Source organism: Streptomyces sp. NPDC044704, assembly GCF_056433525.1.
In genome coordinates this window covers 736,513-761,966 of sequence record NZ_JBWKGY010000002.1, presented here as the reverse complement: position 1 = coordinate 761,966, position 25,454 = coordinate 736,513, and the positions used below count along the sequence as shown (strand labels likewise).

Genomic DNA, 25,454 nt, shown 5'->3' with positions numbered 1-25,454 from the left:
TCGGCGGCAGGCTATTTCTCGTGCAATCTTCCCGACAACCCCTAACTGCCCCCTATGCACCCCTGGGTGGTGGGGCGCATAGGGGGCAGTATCCCCCGGGGGAATTGCTCAGGGGCTGGCCATCTTCACCAATGGAACGGCAAGCCGTCAATAACGCCCGAGGCCGTCATTGATAAACGCGAACAGCTCTTCGTCGCTCGCGTCCTGGAGCTGCCCGGCTCCGTCGGCGGCGGCGTCCGGAGTCCCGGCGCCGCCGTCGGGCCCGGGGGCCGCCGCGGAGCCGTCCAGGGCGGCCGGGCCCGGCTGCCTGACGGCCGGGTCCTCGCTGTCGTTCCACTTCGCCAGCAGCGACTGGAGCCGCATCGTCACCCGGGCCCGGACCACGTTGTCGGCGGTACCCCGTTCGAGTACGGCCTCCAGCTTGTCGATCTCCTCCAGCAGCGGTGCCCCGCCCGCCGCCGCGTCGGGCACGATCCCGGCGCGCAGGTACGCGGCGACGGCGGCGGGGGTGGGGTGGTCGAAGACCAGGCTGGCGGGCAGTTTCAGGCCGCTGACCGCGCCGAGGCGGTTGCGGAGCTCGACGGAGGTGAGGGAGTCGAACCCGAGCTCCTTGAAGGCCCGGCCGGCCTCGACGGCCGTGAGGTCGGGATGGCCGAGGACGGCGGCGACGGCCGTACGGACCAGGTCCAGCAGCAGACGTTCCTGCTCGACGTCGGGGAGCCCGGCGAGCTGCCGGCCGAGCGGTACTCCCCCGGCGAGGTCCTCCGCGGACTCCCGTTCCGCGCTGTCGATGATCCGCCGGGCTTCGGGGAGCTCCAGCAGCAGGGGTCGCGGCCGGTCGGCGGTGAAGGCGAGCGTGAACCGCTTCCAGTCCATGTCGACGACGGTCAGGGTGCTCTCGTCACGGTCCAGGGCGTGCTGGAGCGCGGCCAGGGCCCGCCGCGGCGGCATCGCGAGGATGCCGTGACGGCGCATCCGGTCCCCCGCCGCGCTGTCGTCCCCGTCGGCGCTGCCCCAGGGCCCCCAGGCGAGGGAGGTCGCGGGCAGACCGGCGGCGCGCCGGTACTCGGCGAACGCGTCGAGGAACGCGTTCCCGGGCGCCTGGTTCCCCTGGCCGGGGGCGCCGAAGGTGGCGGCGAAGGAGGAGAACAGCACGAACGCGGACAGGCCGAGGTCGCGGGTCAGCTCGTGCAGGTGGCGGGTCGCGTCGACCTTGACCCGTAGGACGTCGGCGACCTGCTCGGGGGCGAGCGTCTCGATGACCCCGTCGTCGAGGACGGCCGCGGTGTGGACGACGGCGGTGAGGGGCTGGTCGGCGGGAATGGTGGCGAGGAGCGCGGCGAGGGCGTCGCGGTCGGCGACGTCGCAGGCGGCGAGGGTGACCCGGGTCCCGAGCGCGGTGAGTTCCTCCCGCAGCGCCTCGGCGCCGGGCGCGTCGGGCCCGCGGCGGCTGGTCAGAACCAGGTGCTCGGCGCCGTTCTCGGCGAGCCAGCGGGCCACGTGTGCGCCCAGCGCCCCCGTACCCCCGGTGACCAGCGTCGTCCCGCCGGGCCGCCAGTCCCGTACGGCCGGCGTCTCGGCGAGCCGGGCCCGCACGAGACGCCGTACGAACAACCCCGAGGACCGAACGGCGACCTGGTCCTCGGCGGCGTCACCGGCCAGGACGCCCGCGAGGCGTTCCAGGGCCCGGTCGTCGGCCTGCGCGGGCAGGTCGATCAGACCGCCCCAACGGCCCCCCTGCTCCATGGAGGCGACGCGTCCGAGGCCCCAGAGGAGCGCCTGGTCCGGGTCCGCGATCCGGTCGGACCGGCCGGCGGCGACCGCGCCCCGGGTGACGCACCACAGCGGGGCGGCCACATCGGCGTCCCCGAGGGCCTGGGACAGCGCGAGCCCGGCGGTGTAGGCGTCCGCGCCGCCGAGGGAGAGGAGGGAGAGGACTCCGGCGGGGTCGTCCTGACCGTCGGTGGCGGCCTTGAGGGTGGCGGCGACCGCGTCCCGGCCGGCCGCGTCGGCGGCCACGGTGACGGTACGGACCTCGGCGCCGCGGTCGGCGAGTGTACGCAGGATCCCGTCCGCGGAGTCGCAGGCCGGCCCGGCGAGGGCCGCGGGCACGACGACCAGCCAGGCCCCGGAGAGCCGGGAGACGGCGGGCTCGGGGGCCGGCTTCCAGGTGACCCGGTAGCGCCAGCCGTCGACGGTGGACTGCTCTCGGCTCTGCTTCCGCCAGGAGGACAGGCCGGGCAGGACGGTGCCGAGGGAGTGGATCGCGTCGGGGGCGTCGAGGGCCAGCGCCTCGGCCAGGGCGGTGACGTCCTCGCGTTCGACGGCTTCCCAGAAGCGTGCGTCGACGGCGCTCTCCGCGGCCGGAGCCTCCGCCCCGACGGGCGCGGCCTCCGGCCAGAACCGCTGCGACTGGAACGCGTAGGTCGGCAGGTCGACCCGGCGGGCACCCGTCCCCGCGAACACGGCCTCCCAGTCCACGGTGACGCCGCGTACATAGGCCTCGCCCAGGGACAGCCAGAACCGCTCCAGACCCCCCTCGTTACGGCGGAGCGAACCGAGCACCGCCGCCTCACGGCCCGCGTCCTCCACCGTCTCCTGCATGCCGACGGTGAGGACGGGGTGGGGGCTGGACTCGATGAACACGCCGAAGCCCTGACCGAGGAGCGTCCGAGTGGCGTCCTCCAGCTCCACCGTCCGGCGAAGGTTCCGGAACCAGTAGGCGCCGTCCAGCTCCGGCCCCTTCACCCACTCGCCCGTGACGGTCGAGAGGAACGGCACCTCGGCCGCCCGGGGGGTGACGGGTGCCAGCAGTTCGTCGAGCTCCTCACGGAGCAGCTCGACCTGCGCGGAGTGCGAGGCGTAGTCCACCGCGATCCGCTTGGCACGTATCCCGTCCGCCTCGCAGGCGGCCAGAAGTTCTTCCAGGGCCTCCACCTCGCCCGATACGACCACGGAAGATGGGCCGTTGACGGCGGCGACGGAGATCCGCTCCTCACCCCAGGGCGCGATCCGCTCCCGGACTTCGGCGGCCGGCAGGGGCACGGAGACCATGCCGCCGAGACCGGCCAGGACCCTGCCGATCGCCTGACTCCGCAGAGCCACCACCCGGGCCGCGTCCTCCAACGACAGGATCCCGGCGACACACGCGGCAGCGATCTCACCCTGCGAATGCCCGATCACCGCACCCGGACGCACACCCGCCGCACGCCACACCTCGGCCAGGGACACCATCACCGCGAACAGCGCAGGCTGCACCACATCCACCCGGTCCAACGACGGCGCACCCTCGGCGCCGCGCAGCACCTCAACCAACGACCAGTCGGTGAAGGGCTCCAGGGCCTTCGCGCACTCATCGATCCGCGACGCGAACACGGGCGAGGTGTCCAGCAGCCCGGCCGCCATACCCACCCACTGCGAACCCTGCCCCGGGAACACGAACACCGTCTTGCCACCCACGACCGACCCGGTCACCACACCCGCAGCCAGCGCACCCGACGCCACCGCACCCACACCAGCAGCATGGTCACCCAGCACCACCGCCCGGTGATCCAGCCCCGCCCGAGTCGACGCCAAAGACCAGCCCACATCCAACGGATCAACCGACGGCACACCCGCCAGCCACCCCGACAACCGCTCCGCCTGCGCCCGCAACGCCCCCGCACTCTTACCCGACAGCACCCACGGCACCACCGGCAACGCCACATCCCCGGCCGCCTCAGCCACCTCACGCTCGGGCGCCTGCTCCACGATCACGTGCGCGTTCGTCCCGCTGAACCCGAACGACGACACCCCCGCACGACGGGGATGCGTCGTCTCGGGCCAGGCCGTCCGCTCGGTGAGCAGTTCGACGCCGCCGGACGTCCAGTCCACGTGCGGCGAAGGCTCGTCGATGTGGAGGCTCTTCGGCAGGACGCCGTGCCGCATGGCCAGCACCATCTTGATCACCCCGGCGACGCCGGCCGCGGCCTGGGTGTGGCCGATGTTCGACTTGACCGAGCCCAGGAGCAGGGGCCGGTCGGCCGGTCGGTCGTTCCCGTACGTCGCCAGCAGCGCCTGGGCCTCGATCGGGTCGCCCAGCGAGGTGCCGGTGCCGTGGGCCTCGACCACGTCCACCTGGTCGGTGGAGAGCCGGGCGTTGGCGAGGGCCTGTCGGATGACGCGCTGCTGCGAGGGACCGTTCGGGGCGGTCAGGCCGTTGCTCGCGCCGTCCTGGTTGATCGCCGAGCCCCGGACGACGGCCAGGACCGGGCGTCCGTTCTTGCGTGCGTCGGAGAGCCGCTCCAGGAGCAGGACGCCGACGCCTTCCGCCGGACCGAAGCCGTCGGCTGCCGCCGCGAAGGCCTTGCAGCGCCCGTCGGAGGACAGTCCGCGCTGCTTGCTGAACTCCACGAACAGCCCGGGGGTGGACATCACGTGTACGCCGCCGGCGACGGCCAGCGAGCATTCCCCGGCCCGCAGGGCCTGGACCGCCAGGTGGAGGGCGACGAGTGACGCCGAGCAGGCGGTGTCGACGGTGACGGCGGGGCCTTCGAGGCCGAAGGTGTAGGAGAGGCGGCCGGACAGGACGCTGGAGGCGTTGCCGGTGCCGAGGTGCCCGGCGTAGTCCTCGGGCGCTTCGAGGAGCGGGGTGAGGTAGTCCGAGCCGTTCATGCCGACGAACACGCCGCACTGGCTGCCGCGGAGGGTGTGCGGGTCCACGCCGGCCCGTTCGAAGGCCTCCCAAGTGGTCTCCAGGAGGAGCCGCTGCTGCGGGTCCATCGCCATGGCCTCACGCGGGGAGATCCCGAAGAAATGGGCGTCGAACGCGGAGGCGCCGCTGAGGAAGCCGCCCTCACGGGTGGTCGACGTGCCCTGGCCGTCGGGGTCGTCCGAGAACAGGTGCTCCAGGTCCCATCCCCGGTCCGTGGGGAATTCAGTGAGGGCGTCCCCGCCGGAACCGAGCAGTTCCCACAGTTCTTCCGGGGACCTCACGCCGCCCGGGAACCGGCAACTCATGGCCGTGATGGCGATGGGTTCGTGGGCCTGGCTCTCGATGTCCCGCAGACGTCCGTACGCCTCGTCGAGATCCGTCGTGACCTTCTTGAGGTATTCGCGGAGCTTTGCTTCGTTCGCCACTGGCGCTTCACCTATTCGCGTGGTCGAGATCTTGGCGGGAATTCTAGGGAATCCACCGGGACCCGGAGTACGGGGAATGTCCTGGATAGGGGTCCGTACCGCCGGAAACGGGTTCCGGCGGTACGGTCCTTGGGGCCTAGGGGTTCGCGGTCCTAGGGGGTGGGGTTCAGCCCTGGCCGAACTTCTTGTCGATGAGCGCGAACAGTTCGTCGTCGCTCGCGTCCTCGATCTCGTCGGCGGCGGTTTCCCCGTCCGGCTGTCGGACCTCGTTCCACTGGGCCAGCAGCGTCTGGAGGCGCACCGCGACGCGTGCGTGCGCCGCGTCGTCGCCGGCCGCGGCGGACAGCTCCGCCGGGTCCAGCGAGGAGAAGCTGCTTTCGAGGCGGTCGAGTTCCTCCAGTACGGACAGCTTGCGGTCCGCGGCGCCGTCCGGGGCCACCTCGCTCAGCAGGTGCCGGGCGAGGGCGGCCGGGGTCGGGTAGTCGTAGACCAGCGTGGCCGGCAGTCGGAGTCCGGCGGCCGCGCCGAGCCGGTTGCGCAGTTCGACCGCGGTCAGCGAGTCGAAGCCCAGCTCCTTGAACGCCTGCTCCTCACCGATGTGTTCGGCCGACTTGTAGCCGAGTACGGCGGCCACCTCGCCCCGCACCAGGTCCAGTACGGTCCGCTCGCGCTCCGCGGCCGACAGTTCGGCGAGCCGCTGCGCCAGCGTCACCCGACCCGCCCCGGTGGGCCCGGCCGTGGCCGTGTCCTCCGGGCGGTCGGCGCCGGACGCCGTGGCCGCCGTCCGCCGCCCCTGCTGCGCCGACGTGCGCACCAGTCCGCGGAACACGGGCAGGAGTCCGCCGTCCGCGGCCCGCGCCCGCAGGGTCGGCAGGTCGACGGCGACGGGCAGCAGGACCGGCTCGTCCTCCGCCGCGAGGGCCAGGTCGAACAGCGCCAGGCCGTCCGCCGCCGACAGGGGGGCGACCCCGCCGCGCGCGGCGCGTTCCCGCTCCGCCCCGGTGAGCCGGCCCGCCATTCCGCGTTCCTCGCCCCACATGCCCCACACCAGGGAGAGTGCGGTGAGACCCGCGGCCCGCCGGTGCCGGGCGAGTGCGTCGAGGAAGACGTTCGCCGCCGCGTAGTTGGCCTGGCCGGCGCCACCGAGGGCACCGGCGGCGGCGGAGAACAGGACGAACGCCGACAGGTCCAGGTGACGCGTCAACTCGTGCAGATGGAGCGCCCCTTCGACCTTGGGCCGCATCACGCGGTCGACGCGCTCGGGGGTGAGCAGGTCCACGACACCGTCGTCGAGCACGGCCGCGGTGTGGACGACCGCCGTCAGCGGGCGGTCGGCGGGCACGGACTCCAGGACCGCGGCCAGCGCGTCCCGGTCGGCGACGTCACAGGCCGCCCAGGTGACCTCGGCGCCCAACGCGACCAACTGCGCCGTGAGTTCGGCTGCCGTGTCCGTGTCGGCTCCCCTGCGGCCGGTGAGCAGCAGGTGCCGTACGCCGTGTTCGGCGACCAGGTGACGGGTGAGGAGGCCGGCGAGGCCGCCGCCCGCCCCCGTGACCAGGACCGTTCCGCGCGTGTCGATCCGGCTCTTCGTGTCAGCGCCCGCCACCGGCGCGGCGACGGCCGCCCTCGCGAGTCGGGGTGCGTACAGCGCCCCTGCGCGTACGGCCAGTTCGGGTTCGGCGGACGCGAGGGCGCGCGGGAGGGCCCGTCCGGAGGCGTCGGTGTCGTCGAGGTCGACGAGGACGAACCGGTCGGGGTTCTCCGTCTGCGCGGACCGCACCAGACCCCACACGGGGGTGTGGACGAGGTCGGCCGGCTCGGTGTCCGTGTGGGCCGCCACCGCGCCCCGGGTGACGACGGCGAGGCGCGCACCGGCGAAGCGGCCGTCGTCCAGCCAGCTCTGCACGGTCGCGAGCGCCCGGTGCGTCACCTCGCGGGTTTCCTGCGCGAGGCGAGTGGCCCCGTACGCGGTGGTGGTACCCGTGGCCGCCATGAACGGCACGACCACGGTGTCCGGTACCGGCTGCCGGCCGGCCGTGACGGCCGCGTCCAGCGCCGCGAGGTCGTCGTACGCCGTGACCGGGACTCCCGCGCGGCCCAGGGCCGCCGTGAGGAGCGCATGGCCGTCGGTGGCTCCGCCGATGACGACGAGGTTCGCGGCATCCGGCCGGGCCGGGACCGCGGTGCGCACCCAGTCGAGCCGGAACAGCGAGTCGTGCACCCCCTCAGGAGCCACCGAGAACTTCTCGGTGTCCCACTCCCTCGTCACCAGGGACGCGACGGACGCGACGGGCGCGCCCTGCCCGTCGGCCAGTTCGACGGACACGGTGTCCGCTCCGTCGGCGGTGATCCGCAGCCGCAGCGCGTCAGCCCCGACCGCGTGCAGCCGTACGCGGCGCCACGCGAGGGCTTCCCGCCCGGCGGCGCGGCCGTTGCCGCCCGCCGCCGCCAGCGCCTGCACCGCGGCGTCCAGCAGGGCCGGGTGGAGGGCGTATCCGTTCGCCCGTGCGGTGCGCAGTTCGTCGGACAGGAGGGCCTGGGCGAACACCTCCTCGCCACGGACCCAGACCCGCGTCAGGGTCCGCAGGGCCGGACCGTGGTAGAGGCCCGCGGCCATGAGCCGGTCGCGGACCTCCTCGACGGAGACCTCTTCGGCTCCGGCGGGCGGCCAGGGGGTGGCGCCGGCGCCGATGGCTTCGGCGACGGAGTCGGAGGCGGCTTCGGAGTCGGAGGCGGCTTCGGCTTCGGCTTCGGCTCCGGTGAGGAAGCCGGTGGCGTGCCGGGACCAGGATCCGCCGTTCGGCGCATCCGCTTCGGCAGCCTCCGGACGGCTGTGCACCTGTACGGTCCGGCGTCCGGCGTCGGCTCCGCCCACGGTGACGCGGAGCTGTACCGCCCCTTCCTCGGGGAGCACGAGCGGAGCCTCCAGGGTCAGCTCGTCCACCGTCGCGCAGCCGACCTCGTCCCCGGCCCGTAGGGCCAGTTCGACGAAGACCGCACCGGGCACGACCACGGAGTCGGCCACGACGTGGTCCGTCAGCCACGGGTGCGTACGACGGGAGATCCGGCCCGTGAAGAGGAGTCCTCCGGTGTCCGGGAGTTCGACCGCGGCACCCAGCAGGGGGTGACCGGCGGCCTCGATGCCGAGCGAAGCGGCGTCCTCGACTGCGGCGAAGGAGTCGACCCAGTAGCGCTCGTGCTGGAAGGCGTACGTCGGCAGGTCGACCCGCCGGGCGCCGGTACCGGCGAAGTACGCGGCCCAGTCGACGCCGACGCCCTGCGTGTGCGCCCTGCCGAGCGCGGCGATCAGCACCTCGGCCTCCGGACGGCCCTTGCGGAGCAGGGGCACGAAAGCGGCACCTTCCCCGGTGACGCAGTCCTGCGCGAGCGCGGACAGGACCCCGTCGGGGCCGAGTTCCACGTACCTCGTCACCCCGGCGGCCTCCAGGGCCCGGATCCCGTCGAGGAAGCGGACCGCCTCGCGGACGTGCCGGACCCAGAAGTCCGCCGAGCCCATCTCGTCGGAGACGAGCGCACCGGTCAGGTTCGACACGACCGGAATCCGCGGGGCCCCGTAGGCGAGCCCCTCGGCCACCTTCCGGAAGTCGGCCAGCATCCCGTCCATGTGCGGCGAATGGAACGCGTGACTGACCGACAGCCGCTTCGTCTTGCGGCCGGGGAAGGACTCCGCGACCGCGGTCACCGCGTCCTCGTCACCCGCGACGACCACCGAACGCGGGCCGTTGACCGCAGCGACGCTCACCCGGTCCGTCAGCAGCGGCAGGACCTCGTCCTCCGACGCCTCCACCGCAACCATCACCCCACCGGACGGCAACGCCTGCATCAGCCGACCACGCGCCGCCACCAGCGTGCACGCATCCTCCAACGAGAACACCCCGGCCACATGCGCGGCCGCGACCTCACCGATCGAATGCCCCGACAGGAAGTCCGGCCGCACACCCCACGATTCGAGCAGCCGGAACAGCGCCACCTCGACGGCGAACAGCGCGGGCTGCGCATACTCCGTCCGGTCCAGCAGACCGGCGTCCGCGCCGAACAGCACCTCCTTCAGCGGAAGTTCGAAGCTCTCGCCCACGGCGTCCAGTGCCCGCGCGAACACCGGGAACGCGTCGTACAGTTCGCGCCCCATGCCCGGCCGCTGGCTCCCCTGGCCGGTGAACAGGAACGCCACCTGCGGTTCCCCGCTCGCGACGCCCTGGGTGAGACGGGCTGTGGATTCACCCGCCGCCAATGCGGCCAGAGCCTCGCGGTACTCAGTCCGCTCACCGGCGACGATCACGGCCCGGTGGTCGAGTACCGCACGACCGGTCGCGAGGGAGTGGCCGACATCCACCGGCCGCAGACCGTCGTCTCCGTCTTCTTCTCCGTCTTCTTGTCCGTCGAGGTGTGCGAGGAGTCGGGCCGCCTGGTCACGCAGGGCGGCTTCCGTCCTGCCCGAGAGGATCCACGGCCACGCGCCGAGGTCGCCGTCCTGCGGCTGCTCGGCGTCGGGTGCCGTCGCCTGCCGCGCCACCGGTGCCTGCTCCAGGATGGTGTGCGCGTTCGTGCCGCTCACACCGAACGAGGAGATGCCTGCCCGGCGCGGCCGGCCGGTCTCCGGCCATACCGTGGCCTCCGTCAGGAGGGTGATGTCGCCCGCCGTCCAGTCCACGTGCGGGGTCGGCTCGTCCACGTGCAGGGTCTGCGGCAGCACTCCGTGGCGCATCGCCATGACCATCTTGATCACACCGGCCACACCGGCCGCGGCCTGCGTGTGCCCGATGTTCGACTTGACCGAACCCAGCAGCAGCGGCTGGTCCGCGGAACGCTCCTGCCCGTACGTCGCCAACAGCGCCTGCGCCTCGATCGGGTCCCCTAGCCGGGTACCCGTACCGTGCGCCTCCACCGCGTCCACCTCGGCGGCCGACAGCCCGGCACTCGCGAGAGCAGCCCGGATGACCCGCTGCTGCGACGGACCGTTCGGAGCCGTCAGACCATTGCTCGCACCGTCCTGGTTGACCGCAGAACCACGCACCACCGCCAGCACCGGATGCCCGTTGCGACGGGCGTCCGACAGCCGCTCCACGAGCAGCATGCCGACCCCCTCACCCCAGCCCGTACCGTCGGCACCCGCGGCGAACGCCTTGATGCGGCCGTCCGCGGCGAGCCCGCCCTGACGGCTGAACTCGACGAACGCACCCGGCGTCGACATCACGGTGACGCCACCTGCCAGGGCGATCGAGCACTCGCCGTTGCGGAGCGCCTGCACCGCGAGGTGCAGGGCCACGAGCGACGCCGAGCAGGCGGTGTCGACCGTGACCGCCGGACCTTCGAGCCCGAAGACGTACGAGAGCCGGCCCGAGACGACGCTCGCGGAGTTTCCGGTGCTCATGAAGCCGTCGCCGCCGTCGGCGGAGTTCAGTACGAGCGAGAGGTAGTCCTGGCCGTTGGTGCCGACGAAGACGCCGGCCTGGCTGCCGCGCAGCGACGAGGGGTCGATGCCGGCCCGCTCGAACGCCTCCCAGGACGTTTCGAGAAGGAGCCGCTGCTGCGGGTCCATGGCCAGGGCCTCACGCGGTGAGATCCCGAAGAAGCCGGCGTCGAAGTCCGCGACGTCGTACAGGAAGCCGCCTTCGCGGGCGTACGAGGTGTCCTGCTCGGACTGCGGTCCGAACAGCTCCTCGGCGTCCCAGCCGCGGTCGGCCGGGAACTCACCGATGGCGTCGCCACCGGTGGCCAGCAGCTGCCAGAGGTCCTCGGGGGTACGGACTCCGCCGGGGAAGCGGCAGCTCATCGCGACGATCGCGATCGGATCGTCGTCGGCCGTCCTGGCCGCCGCCGGGGCGGCGGTGGCATCCGCGGTTTCCGTGCCGAGCAGTTCGCCCCTCAGGTGGTCCGCCAGGTCGGCGGACGTCGGGTAGTCGTAGATCAGTGTCGCCGGAAGGCTCAGCCCGGTGGCGGCACCGAGACGGTTGCGCAGCTCGATCGCCGTGAGCGAGTCGAAGCCGAGCTCCTTGAACGCCCTTCCCGCGCCGACGCTCTCCGCTCCGGTGTGGCCGAGGACCGCGGCGACCTCCTTGCGCACGAGGTCGAGCAGCAGCCGGTCCCGTTCGGCGGCGGAGAGGCACGCCAGCCGCTGGGCCAGGGAGCGGCGGCCGTCGGAGGGCCCGTCGGCCCGGCCCTCGTCGTCCGCGTGTGCGGTGAGCGCGCTCCGGGCCTCGGGAAGTTCGGCGAAGAGGCTGCTGGGGCGCACGGCCGTGAAGGTGGGGGCGAACCGGTTCCAGTCCACGTCCACGACGGTGACGACGGTGTCGTCCGCTCCGAGGGCCCGATGGAGGGCGGCGATCGCCGGCTCCGCGGCCATGGGCGGTACGCCGCCCTTGCGCATGCGGGCGTCCATCGCCTCGTCGGCGGCCATGCCGCCTTCGGCCCAGGGACCCCATGCGAGGGAGGTCGCGGCCAGTCCGGCGGCACGCCGCTGCTCGGCCAGGGCGTCCAAGTAAGCATTGGCGGCTGCATAGTTGGCCTGTCCGGCCGTGCCCCACGTGCCGGTGACGGACGAGAAGAGCACGAACGCGGAGAGCTCGATGCCCAGCTCGACGGTCAGCTCGTGCAGGTTGAGGGCGGACGTCGCCTTCGCCCGCAGCACGCTCTCGAACCGCTCCGGTGTCAGCGCGTCGAGGACGCCGTCGTCCAGCACGCCAGCCGTGTGCACGACCGCCGTGAGCCCGGTGGCTTCGGCCGCGAGCAGCGTCCGCAGGGCATCACGGTCGGCGGCGTCGCAGGCGACGACCGACACTTCCACGCCGAGCTCCGACAGTTCCGCGACCAGCTCGGCAGCACCGGGAGCCTCCGGGCCCCGGCGGCTGGTCAGCACCAGACGCTCGGCGCCCGCTCCGGCCAGCCAACGCGCGACCCGCCCACCGAGGGCACCCGTACCACCGGTCACCAGCACGGTCCCCGACGGCGCCCAGGAGCCGGAACCGCCGGCAGCCCGGACCAGACGACGCCCAAAGACCCCGGAGGAACGGACCGCGACCTGGTCCTCACCAGAACCGCCGGACAGGACCCCGACCAGACGGCCCATGGCCCGCTCATCCCACACCTCGGGCAGATCGACCAGACCACCCCAACGTGCGGGAGCCTCCAGAGCCACCACCCGGCCCAGCCCCCACACCTGAGCCTGCACCGCAGATATCAGACGGTCGGACCGGCCCACGCTCACCGCACCACGGGTCAGGCACCACAACGGCGCCTCCACCCCGGCATCACCCAACGCCTGCACCAGACCAGCCGACGCCACAACCCCAGCAGCCTCGTCCAAGGCCAGCAGAGACGCCACACCCGCCACCGAACCAGCAGCCACCAACAGCTCGGCCAGCCCGGCACGATCCGTACCCGGCTCGACCACCACCCGTCGAACCTCGGCACCACGGCCCGTCAGCGCATCCACCACAGCCGTGTCATCCACACCGGCGGCGGGGACCACGAGCAGCCACTCCCCCGACAACCGCACACCGGACGCGACCGCGACCGCGTCCGTCAACGGCTTCCACGACACCCGGTAGCGCCAGCCGTCGGCCTCCGGCTGCACGGCCGGGTCCCCGCCGCGTCGGGCGAGCACCGCTTCCGGCCAGTAGCGCCGGCGCTGGAAGGGGTACGTGGGCAGGTCGACGCGTACAGGGCCCGTTCCGTAGAGCGACTGCCAGTCGACGGAGATCCCGCGGACATGACTCTGGGCCAGCGCGGCCATGACCGTTTCGGTCTCGGCGCGGCCCTTCCGGATGGCGGGCACGAATGCGGCCGCTCCTTCGCCGCCGCATGCCTGGCCGAGCGCCGAGAGGACGCCGTCGGGGCCGAGTTCGACGTACGTCGTCACTCCAGCGGCCTCCAGGGCCCGCACACCGTCCAGGAAGCGGACCGTTTCGCGGACGTGGCGGACCCAGAAGTCCGCCGAGCCCATCTCGTCGGAGACGAGCGCACCGGTCAGGTTCGACACGACCGGAATCCGCGGGGCCGCGAAGGACAGCCCCTCCACCACCTGACGGAAACCGTCCAGCATCCCGTCCATGTGCGGCGAATGGAACGCGTGGCTCACGGTCAGCCGCTTGCTCTTGCGGTCCGCGAACGCTTCCGCGACCGCGGTCACCGCGTCCTCGTCACCGGCGATCACCACCGACCGCGGTCCGTTGATCGCGGCAATGCTCACCCGGTCGGTCAGCAACGGCAGGACCTCGTCCTCCGAAGCCTCCACCGCGACCATCACACCGCCCGCCGGCAGCTCCTGCATGAGCCGACCGCGGGCAGCGACGAGCGTGCACGCATCGTCCAGGGTCAGTACCCCGCCGACATGCGCGGCGGCGATCTCGCCGATCGAGTGCCCGGACAGGAAGTCCGGCCGCACACCCCAGCCCTCCAGGAGCCGGTACAACGCCACCTCGACGGCGAACAGGGCCGGCTGGGTGAACCGCGTCTCGTCGAGCAGAGCCGCGTCCGATCCGAACAGGACGTCCTTCAGCGGCATTTCGAGGTCGAGTCGGGCGCAGACGGCGTCCAGCGCGTCGGCGAACAGCGGGTAGGCGTCGTACAGTTCGCGCCCCATCCCCAGCCGCTGACTCCCCTGCCCCGTGAACAGGAAAGCCGTCTTCCCACCGACGGGCGAACCCTCGACCACTCCCGGCGCCGAGTCGCCGTCCGCCAGCGCGGCCAGGCCCGCCAGCAGACCCTCACGGTCCGCGGCCACCACCGCCGCACGCTCCTCGAACGTGGAACGGCCGGTCGCCAGGGTCCTTCCGACGTCAGACGGTCGGAGTTCGGGGTCCGCGAGGAGCCGTGCGCGCAGGCCGGCGGCCTGGGCCCGGAGCCCGGCGTCGCTCTTCGCCGAGATCACGACGGGCAGGGGCAGGTCGAGGGGGCCCGGATCCACGGATCCGGAGTCGTCCCGGCCGGCCTCCGCCGGCTCGGGGGCCTGCTCGATGATCGTGTGGGCGTTGGTGCCGCTGAACCCGAACGAGGAGACACCCGCGCGGCGCGGGCGGCCCGTTACGGGCCATTCCCGCTGCTCGGTCAGCAGGGTGATCTCGCCCGCCTCCCACTCCACGCGCGGCGAGGGCTCGTCGATGTGGAGGCTCTGCGGCAGGACTCCGTGCTGCATGGCCAGCACCATCTTGATCACGCCGGCGACACCGGCCGCGGCCTGGGTGTGACCGATGTTCGACTTGATCGAACCCAGCAGCAGCGGCTGATCGGCCGACCGGTCCTGGCCGTACGTCGCCAGCAGCGCCTGCGCCTCGATCGGGTCGCCGAGGGTGGTGCCCGTGCCGTGTGCTTCGACCGCGTCGACGTCGGCGGCCGACAGCCCGGCGCTCGCGAGGGCGGCTCGGATCACGCGTTGCTGCGAGGGCCCGTTGGGGGCGGTGAGTCCGTTGCTCGCACCGTCCTGGTTGACCGCCGAACCCCGTACCACCGCCAGGACCGGGTGCCCGTTGCGGCGGGCGTCCGACAGCCGCTCCACGAGCAGCATGCCGACACCCTCACCCCAGCCCGTACCGTCGGCACCCGCGGCGAACGCCTTGATGCGGCCGTCCTCCGCCAGCCCGCGCTGGCGGCTGAATTCGATGAACGTGCCGGGCGTCGACATGACGGTGACGCCGCCTGCCAGGGCGATCGAGCACTCGCCGTTGCGGAGCGCCTGGACCGCCCAGTGCAGGGCTACCAGTGAAGACGAGCAGGCGGTGTCAATGGTGACCGCCGGGCCTTCGAGTCCGAACACGTAGGACAGCCGGCCGGACACGACGCTGGCGGCGTTACCCGTCCCCAAGTGTCCTTCGAGGCCTGCCGGTTCCTCCAGGAGCACGGAGAGGTAGTCCTGGCCGTTGGTTCCGACGAAGACACCGGCCTGGCTGCCGCGCAGCGTCGCCGGGTCGATCCCGGCCCGCTCGAACGCCTCCCACGAGGTTTCCAGCAGCAGCCGCTGCTGCGGATCCATGGCGAGGGCCTCGCGCGGCGAGATCCCGAAGAAGTCCGCGTCGAAGTCGGCGGCGTCGTAGACGAAGCCGCCTTCGCGGGCGTACGAGGTGCCCTGCGCGCCCGGGTCGGCGTCGTACAGGGCGTCGAGGTCCCAGCCGCGGTCCAGGGGGAGGTCCGAGATCGCGTCGGCGCCCGAGGCAAGGAGCTGCCAGAGGTCTTCCGGGGTACGGACTCCGCCGGGGAAGCGGCAGCTCATCGCGACGATCACGATCGGGTCGTCGTCCTCCGCCGCCGTCGTGGTGGCCGAGCCGGTCACCGCGAGCTGTGTGCCGAGGAGTTCCGAATTCAGGTGGGCCGCGAGCGCGGCCGGTGTCGGGTAGTCGTAGACGAGCGTGGCCGGGAGGCGCAGCTCCGTGGCGGCGCCGAGCCGGTTTCGGAGTTCGACCGCGGTCAGCGAATCGAAGCCGATCTCGCGGAAAGCGCGTCCCGCCTCGATGTCCCGGGCGCCGGAGTGCCCCAGGACTTCGGCGACGTGCGTGCGCACGAGGTCGAGGAGGAACGGGTCGCGGTCGCCGGCGGAGAGGCCCCGCAGGTGGGCGACGAGTGACGAGCCGGCCCGGTCGGTACGGTCGCCCGCGGGCTCCGCACCGCGGGTGGCGGCCTCGGCCTCCGGCAGTTCGGTGAGGAGTTTTCCGGTGCGGACCGCCGTGAACCCGGGGACGAACCTCGCCCAGTCGAAGTCCGCGATGGTCAGGGCCGCTTCGTACGAGCCGATGGCCTGGCGGAGGGCCGTGATGGCGAGCTCGGCGTTCATGGGCGGTACGCCGCCCCGGCGCATGCGGGCGTCCAGTGCCTCGTCGGCGGCCATGCCGCCTTCGGCCCACGGACCCCACGCGAGGGAGGTCGCGGCCAGCCCGACGGCACGCCGCTGCTCGGCCAGGGCGTCCAGGTAGGCGTTGGCGGCGGCGTAGTTGGCCTGTCCGGCCGCGCCGATCGTGCCGCTCACCGAGGAGAACAGTACGAACGCGGAGAGTTCGATGCCGAGTTCGGCCGTGAGCTCGTGCAGGTGCAGGGCGGAGGTCGCCTTGGCGCGGAGCACGCTCTCAAAGCGTTCGGGTGTCAGGGCGTCGAGGATTCCGTCGTCCAGTACACCGGCCGTGTGCACGACCGCCGTGAGCCCGGTGGCTTCGGCGGCAAGCAGCGTCCGCAGGGCATCCCGGTCGGAGACATCGCAAGCGGCGACCGACACGTCCACACCCTGCCCGGTCAGCTCCGCGACCAGCTCGGCGGCACCAGGAGCCTCCGAGCCCCGGCGGCTGGTCAGCACCAGACGCTCGGCGCCCGCCCCGGCCAGCCAACGGGCGACCCGGCTGCCCAGCGCACCCGTACCACCGGTCACCAGCACGGTCCCGGACGGCACCCAGGAGCCGGAGGCCCCGGCCGCACGGACCAGACGACGCCCGAACACACCGGAGGAACGAACCGCGACCTGATCCTCACCAGAACCACCGGCCAGGACCCCAACCAGACGGCCCATGGCCCGCTCGTCCCACACCTCGGGCAGATCGACCAGACCACCCCACCGGCCGGGAGCCTCCAGAGCCGCAACCCGACCCAGCCCCCACACCTGAGCCTGCACCGCAGACACCAGACGATCGGACCGGCCCACGCTCACCGCGCCACGCGTCAGGCACCACAACGGCACCTCCACCCCGGCATCACCCAACGCCTGCACCAAACCAGCCGTCGCCACAACCCCAGCGGCCTCGTCCAAGGCCAGCAGAGACACCACACCCGCCACCGAACCAGCAGCCACCAACAGCTCGGCCAGCCCGGCACGATCCGTACCTGGCTCGACCACCACCCGTCGAACCCCGGCACCACAGCCGGCCAGGGCGTCCACAACGGCCACGTCGTCCACCCCGGCCGGGGACACGACCAGCCACGCCCCGGACAGTCGCGCACCGGAGGAAGTGACATCCGTGAGCGGCTTCCACGACACCCGGTAGCGCCAGCCGTCGACCTCCGATTGCTCCTGGCTCTGCCGACGCCATGCCGACAGGGCGGGGACGAGCTCGCTGAAGCGGGCGTCGTCGGCCACCTCCAGTTCGGTCGCCAGGGACGTGAGGTCGCCGCGCTCCACCGCTTCCCAGAACCGGGCGTCCGCCACGTCGGCCGCCGGGGCGGCTACGGGGCTGCCGTCCGACCGGATCGTCTCCGGCCAGTAGCGCTGCCGCTGGAAGGCGTACGTCGGCAGTTCCACCCGGCGGGCACCCGAACCGGCGTAGAGAGCGGGCCAGTTCACTTCCACACCGCGTACGTGGGCGAGGGCCAGGGCGGTGACGACCGTCTCCGCCTCCCCGCGCCCGGCACGCAGCACCGGTACGAACGCGGCATCCACGTCACCCGACACGCAGTCCTGGGCCAGTGCGGACAGCACCCCGTCCGGGCCCAGTTCCACGAACGTGGTCACACCGGCCGTCTCCAGGGCGCGCACACCGTCCAGGAAGCGGACCGTTTCCCGGACGTGCCGGACCCAGAACTCCGCCGAACCCATCTCGTCGGTGACGGCGGTGCCGGTGAGGTTCGAGACGACCTGGATGCGCGGCGCGGCGAAGGACAGGCCTTCCACCACCCGGCGGAAGTCGTCGAGCATGCCGTCCATGTGCGGGGAGTGGAAGGCGTGGCTGACGGTCAGCCGCTTGGTCTTGCGGCCCTGCGCCTCGAAGGTCGTGGCGATCGCGGCCGCAGCGTCCTCGTCACCGGCGATCACGACCGACAGCGGTCCGTTGGCGGCGGCGATACTCACCCGGTCGGTCAGCAGCGGCAGGACCTCGTCTTCCGAAGCCTGCACCGCGATCATCGCGCCACCGGACGGCAGCGCCTGCATCAGCCGGCCGCGCGCCGCGACCAGCGTGCACGCGTCGTCCAGCGAGAACACCCCGGCCACGTGCGCGGCGACGATCTCACCGATCGAATGCCCCGACAGGAAGTCCGGCCGCACACCCCACGATTCGAGGAGTCGGAACAGGGCCACCTCCACGGCGAACAGCGCGGGCTGCGCGTACTCCGTCCGGTCCAGCAGACCGGCGTCCGCACCGAACAGCACCTCCTTCAGCGGCAGTTCGAGGCCCTGGAAGCGTTCGCAGACCGCGTCCAGGGCATCCGCGAACACCGGGTACGCGGCGTACAGTTCGCGCCCCGCGCCCAGGCGCTGGCTGCCCTGGCCGGTGAAGAGGAAGGCGAGCCCGCCCGCGGTCACCGTGCCCTGGAGCAGCCCCGGTACCCGCTCTCCGGCGGCGAGGGCCGCCAGGCGGGCGACGAGGGTTTCGCCGTCCGTCGGTTCACCGATCACCACCGCGCGGTGTTCGAGGGCGGCGCGGTGGGTGGCGAGGGTGTGGCCGAGGTCGAGTGCTCCGCGCCCTCCGGGTACGGCCACCGCGTCGGCCGCGGTCGGGCGCAGTCGGTCCGCCTGGGCCCGCAGGGCGGCCTCGGTGCGGCCGGAGACGAGCCACGGCAGCACCGGGAGACCAGCTCCTGACGGGGCCTGCGGCGTGGTGTCCGTGTGCTGCGGTGCCTGTTCGAGGACGGCGTGGGCGTTGGTGCCGCTGTAGCCGAACGAGGAGACGCCGGCCCGGCGGGGACGGCCGGTCTCGGGCCACTGGCGCCGCTCGGTCAGGAGCTCGATGTCGCCGGCCGACCAGTCCACGAAGGGGGTCGGCTCGTCGACGTGCAGGGTCTGCGGGAGCACCCCGTGCCGCATCGCCATGACCATCTTGACGACGCCGGCGACACCGGCGACGGCCTGCGTGTGCCCGATGTTCGACTTGACGGAGCCGAGTAGCAGCGGACGGTCCTCGGGGCGGCCCTGGCCGTACGTGGCCAGCAGGGCCTGGGCCTCGATCGGGTCCCCGAGCCGGGTGCCCGTGCCGTGCGCCTCCACGGCGTCGACGTCCCCTGCGCTGAGCCCGGCGTCGGCGAGGGCTTCGCGGATGACGCGCTGCTGTGAGGGGCCGTTGGGGGCGGTGAGGCCGTTGCTGGCGCCGTCCTGGTTGACGGCCGTGCCCCGGACGACCGCGAGGACCGGGTGTCCGTTGCGGCGGGCGTCGGACAGCCGTTCCAGGAGCAGCAGGCCGACGCCTTCGGACCAGACGGTGCCGTCGGCGGCCGCGGCGAAGGCCTTGATGCGGCCGTTCTCCGCGAGGCCGCGCTGGCGGCTGAACTCGGTGAACGCGCCGGGCGTGGACATGATGGTCACCGCGCCCGCGAGCGCCATCGCGCATTCCCCCCGGCGCAGGGCCTGGGCGGCGAGGTGCAGGGCGACGAGCGAGGAGGAGCAGGCCGTGTCGAGGGTGACCGCGGGCCCCTCCAGGCCGAACGTGTAGGAGAGGCGGCCGGAGACGACGCTGGCCGCGTTGCCGGTGCCGAGGTGGCCTTCGAGGCCGTCGGCGTCGTCCAGCCACAGCTGGAGGTAGTCCTGGGCGTTGGAGCCGACGAACACGCCGGTGCGGCTGCCGCCGAGGGTGGTCGGGTCGATGCCGGCGCGCTCGAACGTCTCCCAGGCCGTTTCCAGCAGCAGCCGCTGCTGGGGGTCCATGGCGAGGGCTTCGCGCGGGGAGATCCCGAAGAACGCGGCGTCGAAGTCGGCCGCTTCGTGCAGGAAGCCGCCCTCGCGGAGGTAGCTGGTGCCCTCGCGGTCGGGGTCGTCGCTGTACAGGGTGTCGAGGTCCCAGCCGCGGTCGGCGGGGAAGGCGGTGATGCCGTCGCGGCCCTCGGCGAGCAGCTGCCACAGGTCTTCGGGGGAGGTGATGCCGCCGGGGAAGCGGCAGCTCATCGCGACGATGGCGATCGGGTCGTCGTCCTCGGCGGGTCCGCTGGCGGCGCCCGCCGCCACGTCCGTGCCGGTGGCGGTGTCGTCCGGGAGGTCGCCGACGATCTCCTGGCGCAGGTACTGGGCCAGGGCGGTCGCCGTCGGGTAGTCGAAGACGAGGGTGGCCGGCAGGCGGCGGCCGGTGGCGTCGCCGAGCAGGTTGCGCAGTTCGACGGCGGTGAGCGAGTCGAAGCCCAGCTCCTTGAAGGAGCGGCCCGGTTCGACGGAGGCGGCGCCCGGGTAGCCGAGCGCGGCCGCGACCTGCTTGCGGACCAGGTCGAGCAGCGTGCGGTCCTGTTCGGCGGCCGGGAGGCCGGCCAGGCGCTGCCGCAGCCCGGACGCGCCCGTAGCGGCGGCCGTGCCGCCCGCGGACCGGCGGGCGGGAACCCGTACGAGCCCGCGGAGCAGCGGGGACAGGGTGCCGGCCCGGGCCTGCGTGCGCAGGCCCGCGAGGTCGACGCGCATCAGGGCGGGGACGGTCTCGTCGATGCGGTGGACGAGGTCGAAGAGGCCGAGGCCCTCTTCGGAGGTGAGCGGGGGCAGTCCGCCGCGGGTCATGCGGCTGATGTCGGTGTCGGTGAGGCTGCCTGCCATGCCCGCGCCGTCGGCCCACAGGGTCCAGGCCAGGGAGGTGGCGGGGAGTCCGAGGGAGCGGCGGTGCTGGGCGAGCGCGTCGAGGAACACGTTGGCCGCGGCGTAGTTGCCCTGTCCGGCGCCGCCGAGGAGGCCGCCGACGGACGAGAACAGCAGGAACGCGGAGAGGTCGAGGTGCCGGGTCAGCTCGTGGAGGTGGCAGGCCGCGTCGGCCTTGGGGCGCAGTACGGCCGACAGGCGTTCGGGGGTGAGCGAGGTGATCACGCCGTCGTCGAGGACTCCGGCGGTGTGGACGACAGCGCCGAGCGGGTGCGCGGCGGGTACCGCGTCCAGTACGGCGGCCAGCGCGTCACGGTCGGCGACGTCGCACGCGGCCCAGGTCACCGAGGCTCCCGCGGCGGCGAGTTCGGCTTCGAGCCGCTGTGCGCCGGGGGTGGATCCGCCGCGGCGGCCGACGAGCAGCAGGTGGCGTACGCCGTGCTCGGCGACGAGACGGCGGGCGATCAGACCGCCGAGGAGGCCGCCGGCGCCGGTGATCAGCACGGTCGACCCGGGCGCGTACGCCGGTCCGGCCGGGGCCGGGGCGTCGGTGCTGTCCCGGGCCACGCGGGTGAGGCGCGGCACGTGGACGGTTCCGGCACGTACGGCGAGCTGCGGCTCGCCCGCGGCGACGGCCGTGGCGAGGGCGGCGGGCAGGGCGCGTACGGAGTCCTCGGCGCCGTCGGTGTCGAGGAGCAGCAGCCGGTCGGGGTGCTCGGCCTGCGCGGAGCGCAGCAGGCCGCGGACGGCCGCGTGGGCCGGGTCGGTGAGCGTGTCGGCGGCCGTACCGGTGTCGCCGGCCTCGACGGCGCCGCGGGTCAGGACGACCAGGCGGGTGGTGGCGAAGCGGTCGTCGCCGGTGAAGGGTGCTTCGCCCAGCCAGGTCCTGGCGAGGGCGAGGGCGTGGTGGGCGGCCCGGTGGACCGCCTCGGCGGACAGTTCCGGGGCCGGGCCGTCCTCGGGGGTGGCGGCCTGGCCGTAGGCCGCGAACACGGCGTCGGGCACGGGCGCTCCGGCGTCGACCGCCGCCGCGAGCCCGGCCAGGTCGGCGTACACGGCGATGTTCTCCGTGCCTACGCCGGTGCCGGTGCCGGTGCCGGGGGTGCCGGTGAGGAGGGCGGCCGGAACCCGCGTCCCGAGGACCGCCCAGTGGTCGCCGCCGGACGCCGTGCCGGGACCGGCGGGGGCGGGCAGTGCCGTCCACTCGGTCCGGAACACCGACTCGTGGTGGGCGGTGCGTGCCGCCTGGACCTGTTCGGCGGACACGGTCCGCAGGACGAGCGAGTCGACGGTCGCGACGGGCGCGCCCGTCGCGTCCGCGATCTCCAGGCGTACGCCGCCGGTTCCCTTCGGGGTCAGGTGCACGCGCAGGGCGTCGGCCCCGGCGGCGTGGAGGGTCACTCCGCTCCAGGCGAACGGGAGCCGGCCCTCGCCCTCGGTGCCGCCCAGGACGCCGAGGCCCAGCGTGTGGAGGGCGGCGTCCAGGAGGGCGGGGTGGAGGCCGAAGTCACCTGCGGCGGCGGCGAATTCCTCGGGGAGCCCCACCTCGGCGTACACGCTGTCGCCGTGCCGCCAGGCGGCGGTGAGGCCGCGGAACGCCGGTCCGTAGCCCATGCCGACTTCGGCGAGGTCGGCGTAGAGGCTGTCGGTGGCGAGGGGCTCGGCACCCGCCGGGGGCCACTGCCCGGACGTGAACCGCTGCGCGGCCGGGACGGCGGGTCCGTGGGTCAGTACGCCGGCGGCGTGGCGGGTCCAGGGCTCGTCGGCCGTGCTGTCCTTCGGGCGGGAGGAGAGGGTGAAGGCGCGCCGGCCCGAACCGTCGGCGTCGGGTGCGCTCACGTGCATCTGTAGCTGTACGCCGCCCCGTTCGGGCAGGACGAGCGGTGCTTCGAGCGTCAGTTCCTCGACGAGGTCGCAGCCGACCTGGTCACCGGCCCGTACCGCCAGGTCCACGAAGGCCGTGCCGGGGAGAAGGATGCTGTCCATGACCTTGTGGTCGGCGAGCCAGGGGTGGGTGGTGGGTGACAGCAGGCCGGTGAAGAGGAAGCCCTCGGAGTCGGCGAGGGCGACGGCCGCGCCGAGCAGGGGGTGCGCTGCCTCGTCGAGTCCCGCCGCGCCCACGTCGCCGGTCCGGGCTCCCGGGCCGATCCAGTAGCGCTGCCGTTGGAAGGGGTAGGTGGGCAGGTCGACGCGGCGGGTGCCGGTCCCGGCGAAGAATCCCTGCCAGTCGACGCGGACACCGTGCACGTGAGCCCGTGCGAGGGCGGTGACGACCGCTTCCGCCTCCGGACGCCCCTTGCGGAGCAACGGCACGAACACGGCGCCGTTCTGCTCGACACAGCCCTGAGCGAGCGCGGACAGTACCCCGTCCGGACCCAGCTCGACGAACGCACTGACGCCGGCCGCCTCCAGAACACGGACACCATCAAGGAAGCGGACCGCCTCGCGGACGTGCCGGACCCAGAACTCCGCCGAACCCATCTCGTCCGACACCAGGCCACCGGTCAGGTTCGACACCACCGGGATCACCGGCGCGGCGAAGGACAACCCCTCCACGACGTGGCGGAAATCGTCCAGCATTCCGTCCATGTGCGGCGAATGGAACGCGTGACTGACCGTCAACCGCTTGCTCTTGCGGCCGGGGAAGGACTCCGCGACCGCGGTCACCGCGTCCTCGTCACCCGCGATCACCACCGACCGCGGGCCGTTGACCGCAGCGATACTCACCCGGTCCGTCAGCAGCGGCAGGACCTCGTCCTCCGACGCCTCCACCGCCACCATCACACCACCGGACGGCAACGCCTGCATCAGCCGCCCACGCGCCGCCACCAACGTGCACGCGTCCTCCAGCGACAACACCCCGGCCACGTGCGCAGCCGCGATCTCACCGACCGAATGCCCCGACAGGAAGTCCGGCCGCACACCCCACGATTCGAGCAGCCGGAACAGCGCCACCTCGACGGCGAACAGCGCGGGCTGCGCATACTCCGTCCGGTCCAGAAGCTCGGCATCGTCTCCGAACAGCACGTCTTTCAGGGGCAGTTGCAGCCGCTCGCACACCGCGTCCAGGGCGGCCGCGAACACCGGGTAGGCGTCGTACAGTTCACGGCCCATTCCCAGCCGCTGACTGCCCTGTCCCGTGAACAGGAAAGCCGTCTTCCCACCGACGGGCGAACCCTCGACCACTCCCGGCGCCGAGTCCCCGTCCGCCAGTGCGGTCAGGCCCGCCAGCAGACCCTCACGGTCCGCGGCCACCACCGCCGCACGCTCCTCGAACGCGGCCCTGCCGACGGCCAGCGAGCGGGCGGTGTCGACGGGGCTCTGCGCGGGGAGTTCCCCGGCGTGCGCGAGGAGGCGCTCCGCCTGCTCGCGCAGGGCGTCGCGGGTCTTCGCCGACAGGAGCCACGGCACGGCCGGCGGGTTCGGCCGCGCGGCCCCGTCGGGCCGCTCCGGTGCCCGGTCGGTTTCGGGGGCCTGCTCGATGATCGTGTGGACGTTGGTGCCGCTGACGCCGAACGCCGAGACGCCGACCCGGTACGGGCGCCCGGTCTCCGGCCAGGCCCGCTGCTCGGTGAGCAGGGAGACCGCGCCGGCCGACCAGTCGACGTGCGTGGTGGGCTCGTCCACGTGCAGGGTCTTGGGCAGTACGCCGTGCCGCATCGCCATGACCATCTTGATGATCCCGGCGACGCCGGCGGCGTTCTGGGTGTGGCCGATGTTCGACTTGAGGGAGCCCAGCCACAGCGGCCGGTCCGCCGGCCGGTCCTGCCCGTACGTGGCGAGCAGCGCCTGCGCCTCGATCGGGTCGCCCAGGGTCGTGCCCGTGCCGTGGGCCTCGACGGCGTCGACGTCGGCGGCGGTCAGGCGGGCGCCTTCGAGGGCCTGCCGGATGACGCGCTGCTGCGCGGGTCCGTTGGGGGCGGTCAGGCCGTTGCTGGCGCCGTCCTGGTTGACGGCGGAGCCGCGGACGACGGCCAGGACGCGGTGGCCGTTGCGGCGGGCGTCGGAGAGGCGCTCCACCAGCAGGACGCCGACGCCCTCCGACCAGCCGGTGCCGTCGGCCGCTTCGGCGAAGGACTTGCAGCGGCCGTCGGCCGACAGGCCGCGCTGGCGGCTGAACTCGACGAAGACGTCCGGGCCGGCGAGGACCGTGACGCCCGCGGCCAGGGCCAGCGAGCACTCCCCCTGGCGCAGGGCCTGGACGGCCATGTGCAGGGCGACGGACGAGGACGAGCAGGCCGTGTCGATGGTGGCGGCGGGGCCTTCGAGGCCGAACACGTAGGCGAGGCGGCCGGAGACCACGCTGGAGGCGGTGCCGGTGAGGAGGTGGCCCTCGACTCCGTCGGGCAGGTCGTAGGAGCCGGCCCCGTAGGCGTTGGCGGACGCGCCGACGAAGACGCCGGCGCGGCTGCCGCGCAGGGTCGCCGGGTCGATCCCGGCCCGTTCGAAGACCTCCCAGGTGGTCTCCAGCAGCAGGCGCTGCTGCGGGTCCATGGCGAGGGCTTCGCGCGGGGAGATGCCGAAGAAGGCGGGGTCGAACTCGGGTGCCTCGTACAGGAATCCGCCGTCGCGGGCGTACGTGGTTCCGGGGTGGTCGGGGTCGGGGTCGTACAGCGACTCGATGTCCCAGCCGCGGTCGGCGGGGAAGCCGGAGATGGCGTCGCCGCCGCTCTCGACTAGCTTCCACAGGTCCTCGGGTGAGCGGACTCCGCCGGGGAAGCGGCAGCTCATGCCGACGATCGCGATCGGTTCGCGCGCGGCGTCGGTGAGCTCCTGGTTCCGGCGGCGCAGCCGCTCGGTTTCCTTGAGGGAGGCCCGCAGCGCTTCAACGACTTTTTCGTTCGGGGTGGTCATCACTTACTCC

2 protein-coding genes are annotated in these 25,454 nt (G+C 73.2%); both read right to left on the bottom strand.

The features are described 5' to 3' along the window. Nucleotides 1–147: 147 nt before the first annotated feature. The gene (locus AC07B0_RS07470) at nt 148–5,118 is read right to left on the bottom strand and encodes a type I polyketide synthase (RefSeq protein WP_478897216.1); all 4,971 of its coding nucleotides are present in this window, start codon (nt 5,116–5,118) and stop codon (nt 148–150) included. 166 nt (nt 5,119–5,284) lie between these two features. Then, nucleotides 5,285–25,444 (bottom strand): type I polyketide synthase, encoded by a 20,160-nt coding sequence (locus AC07B0_RS07465; protein ID WP_478897214.1) that lies wholly within the window; start codon nt 25,442–25,444, stop codon nt 5,285–5,287. Between the last annotated feature and the right edge of the window lie 10 nt (nt 25,445–25,454).

Bases quoted from the DNA above. Each gene is read 5' to 3' on its own strand.
- AC07B0_RS07465 (WP_478897214.1), bottom strand. From the start codon at position 25,444: ATGACCACCCCGAACGAAAAAGTCGTTGAAGCGCTGCGGGCCTCCCTC.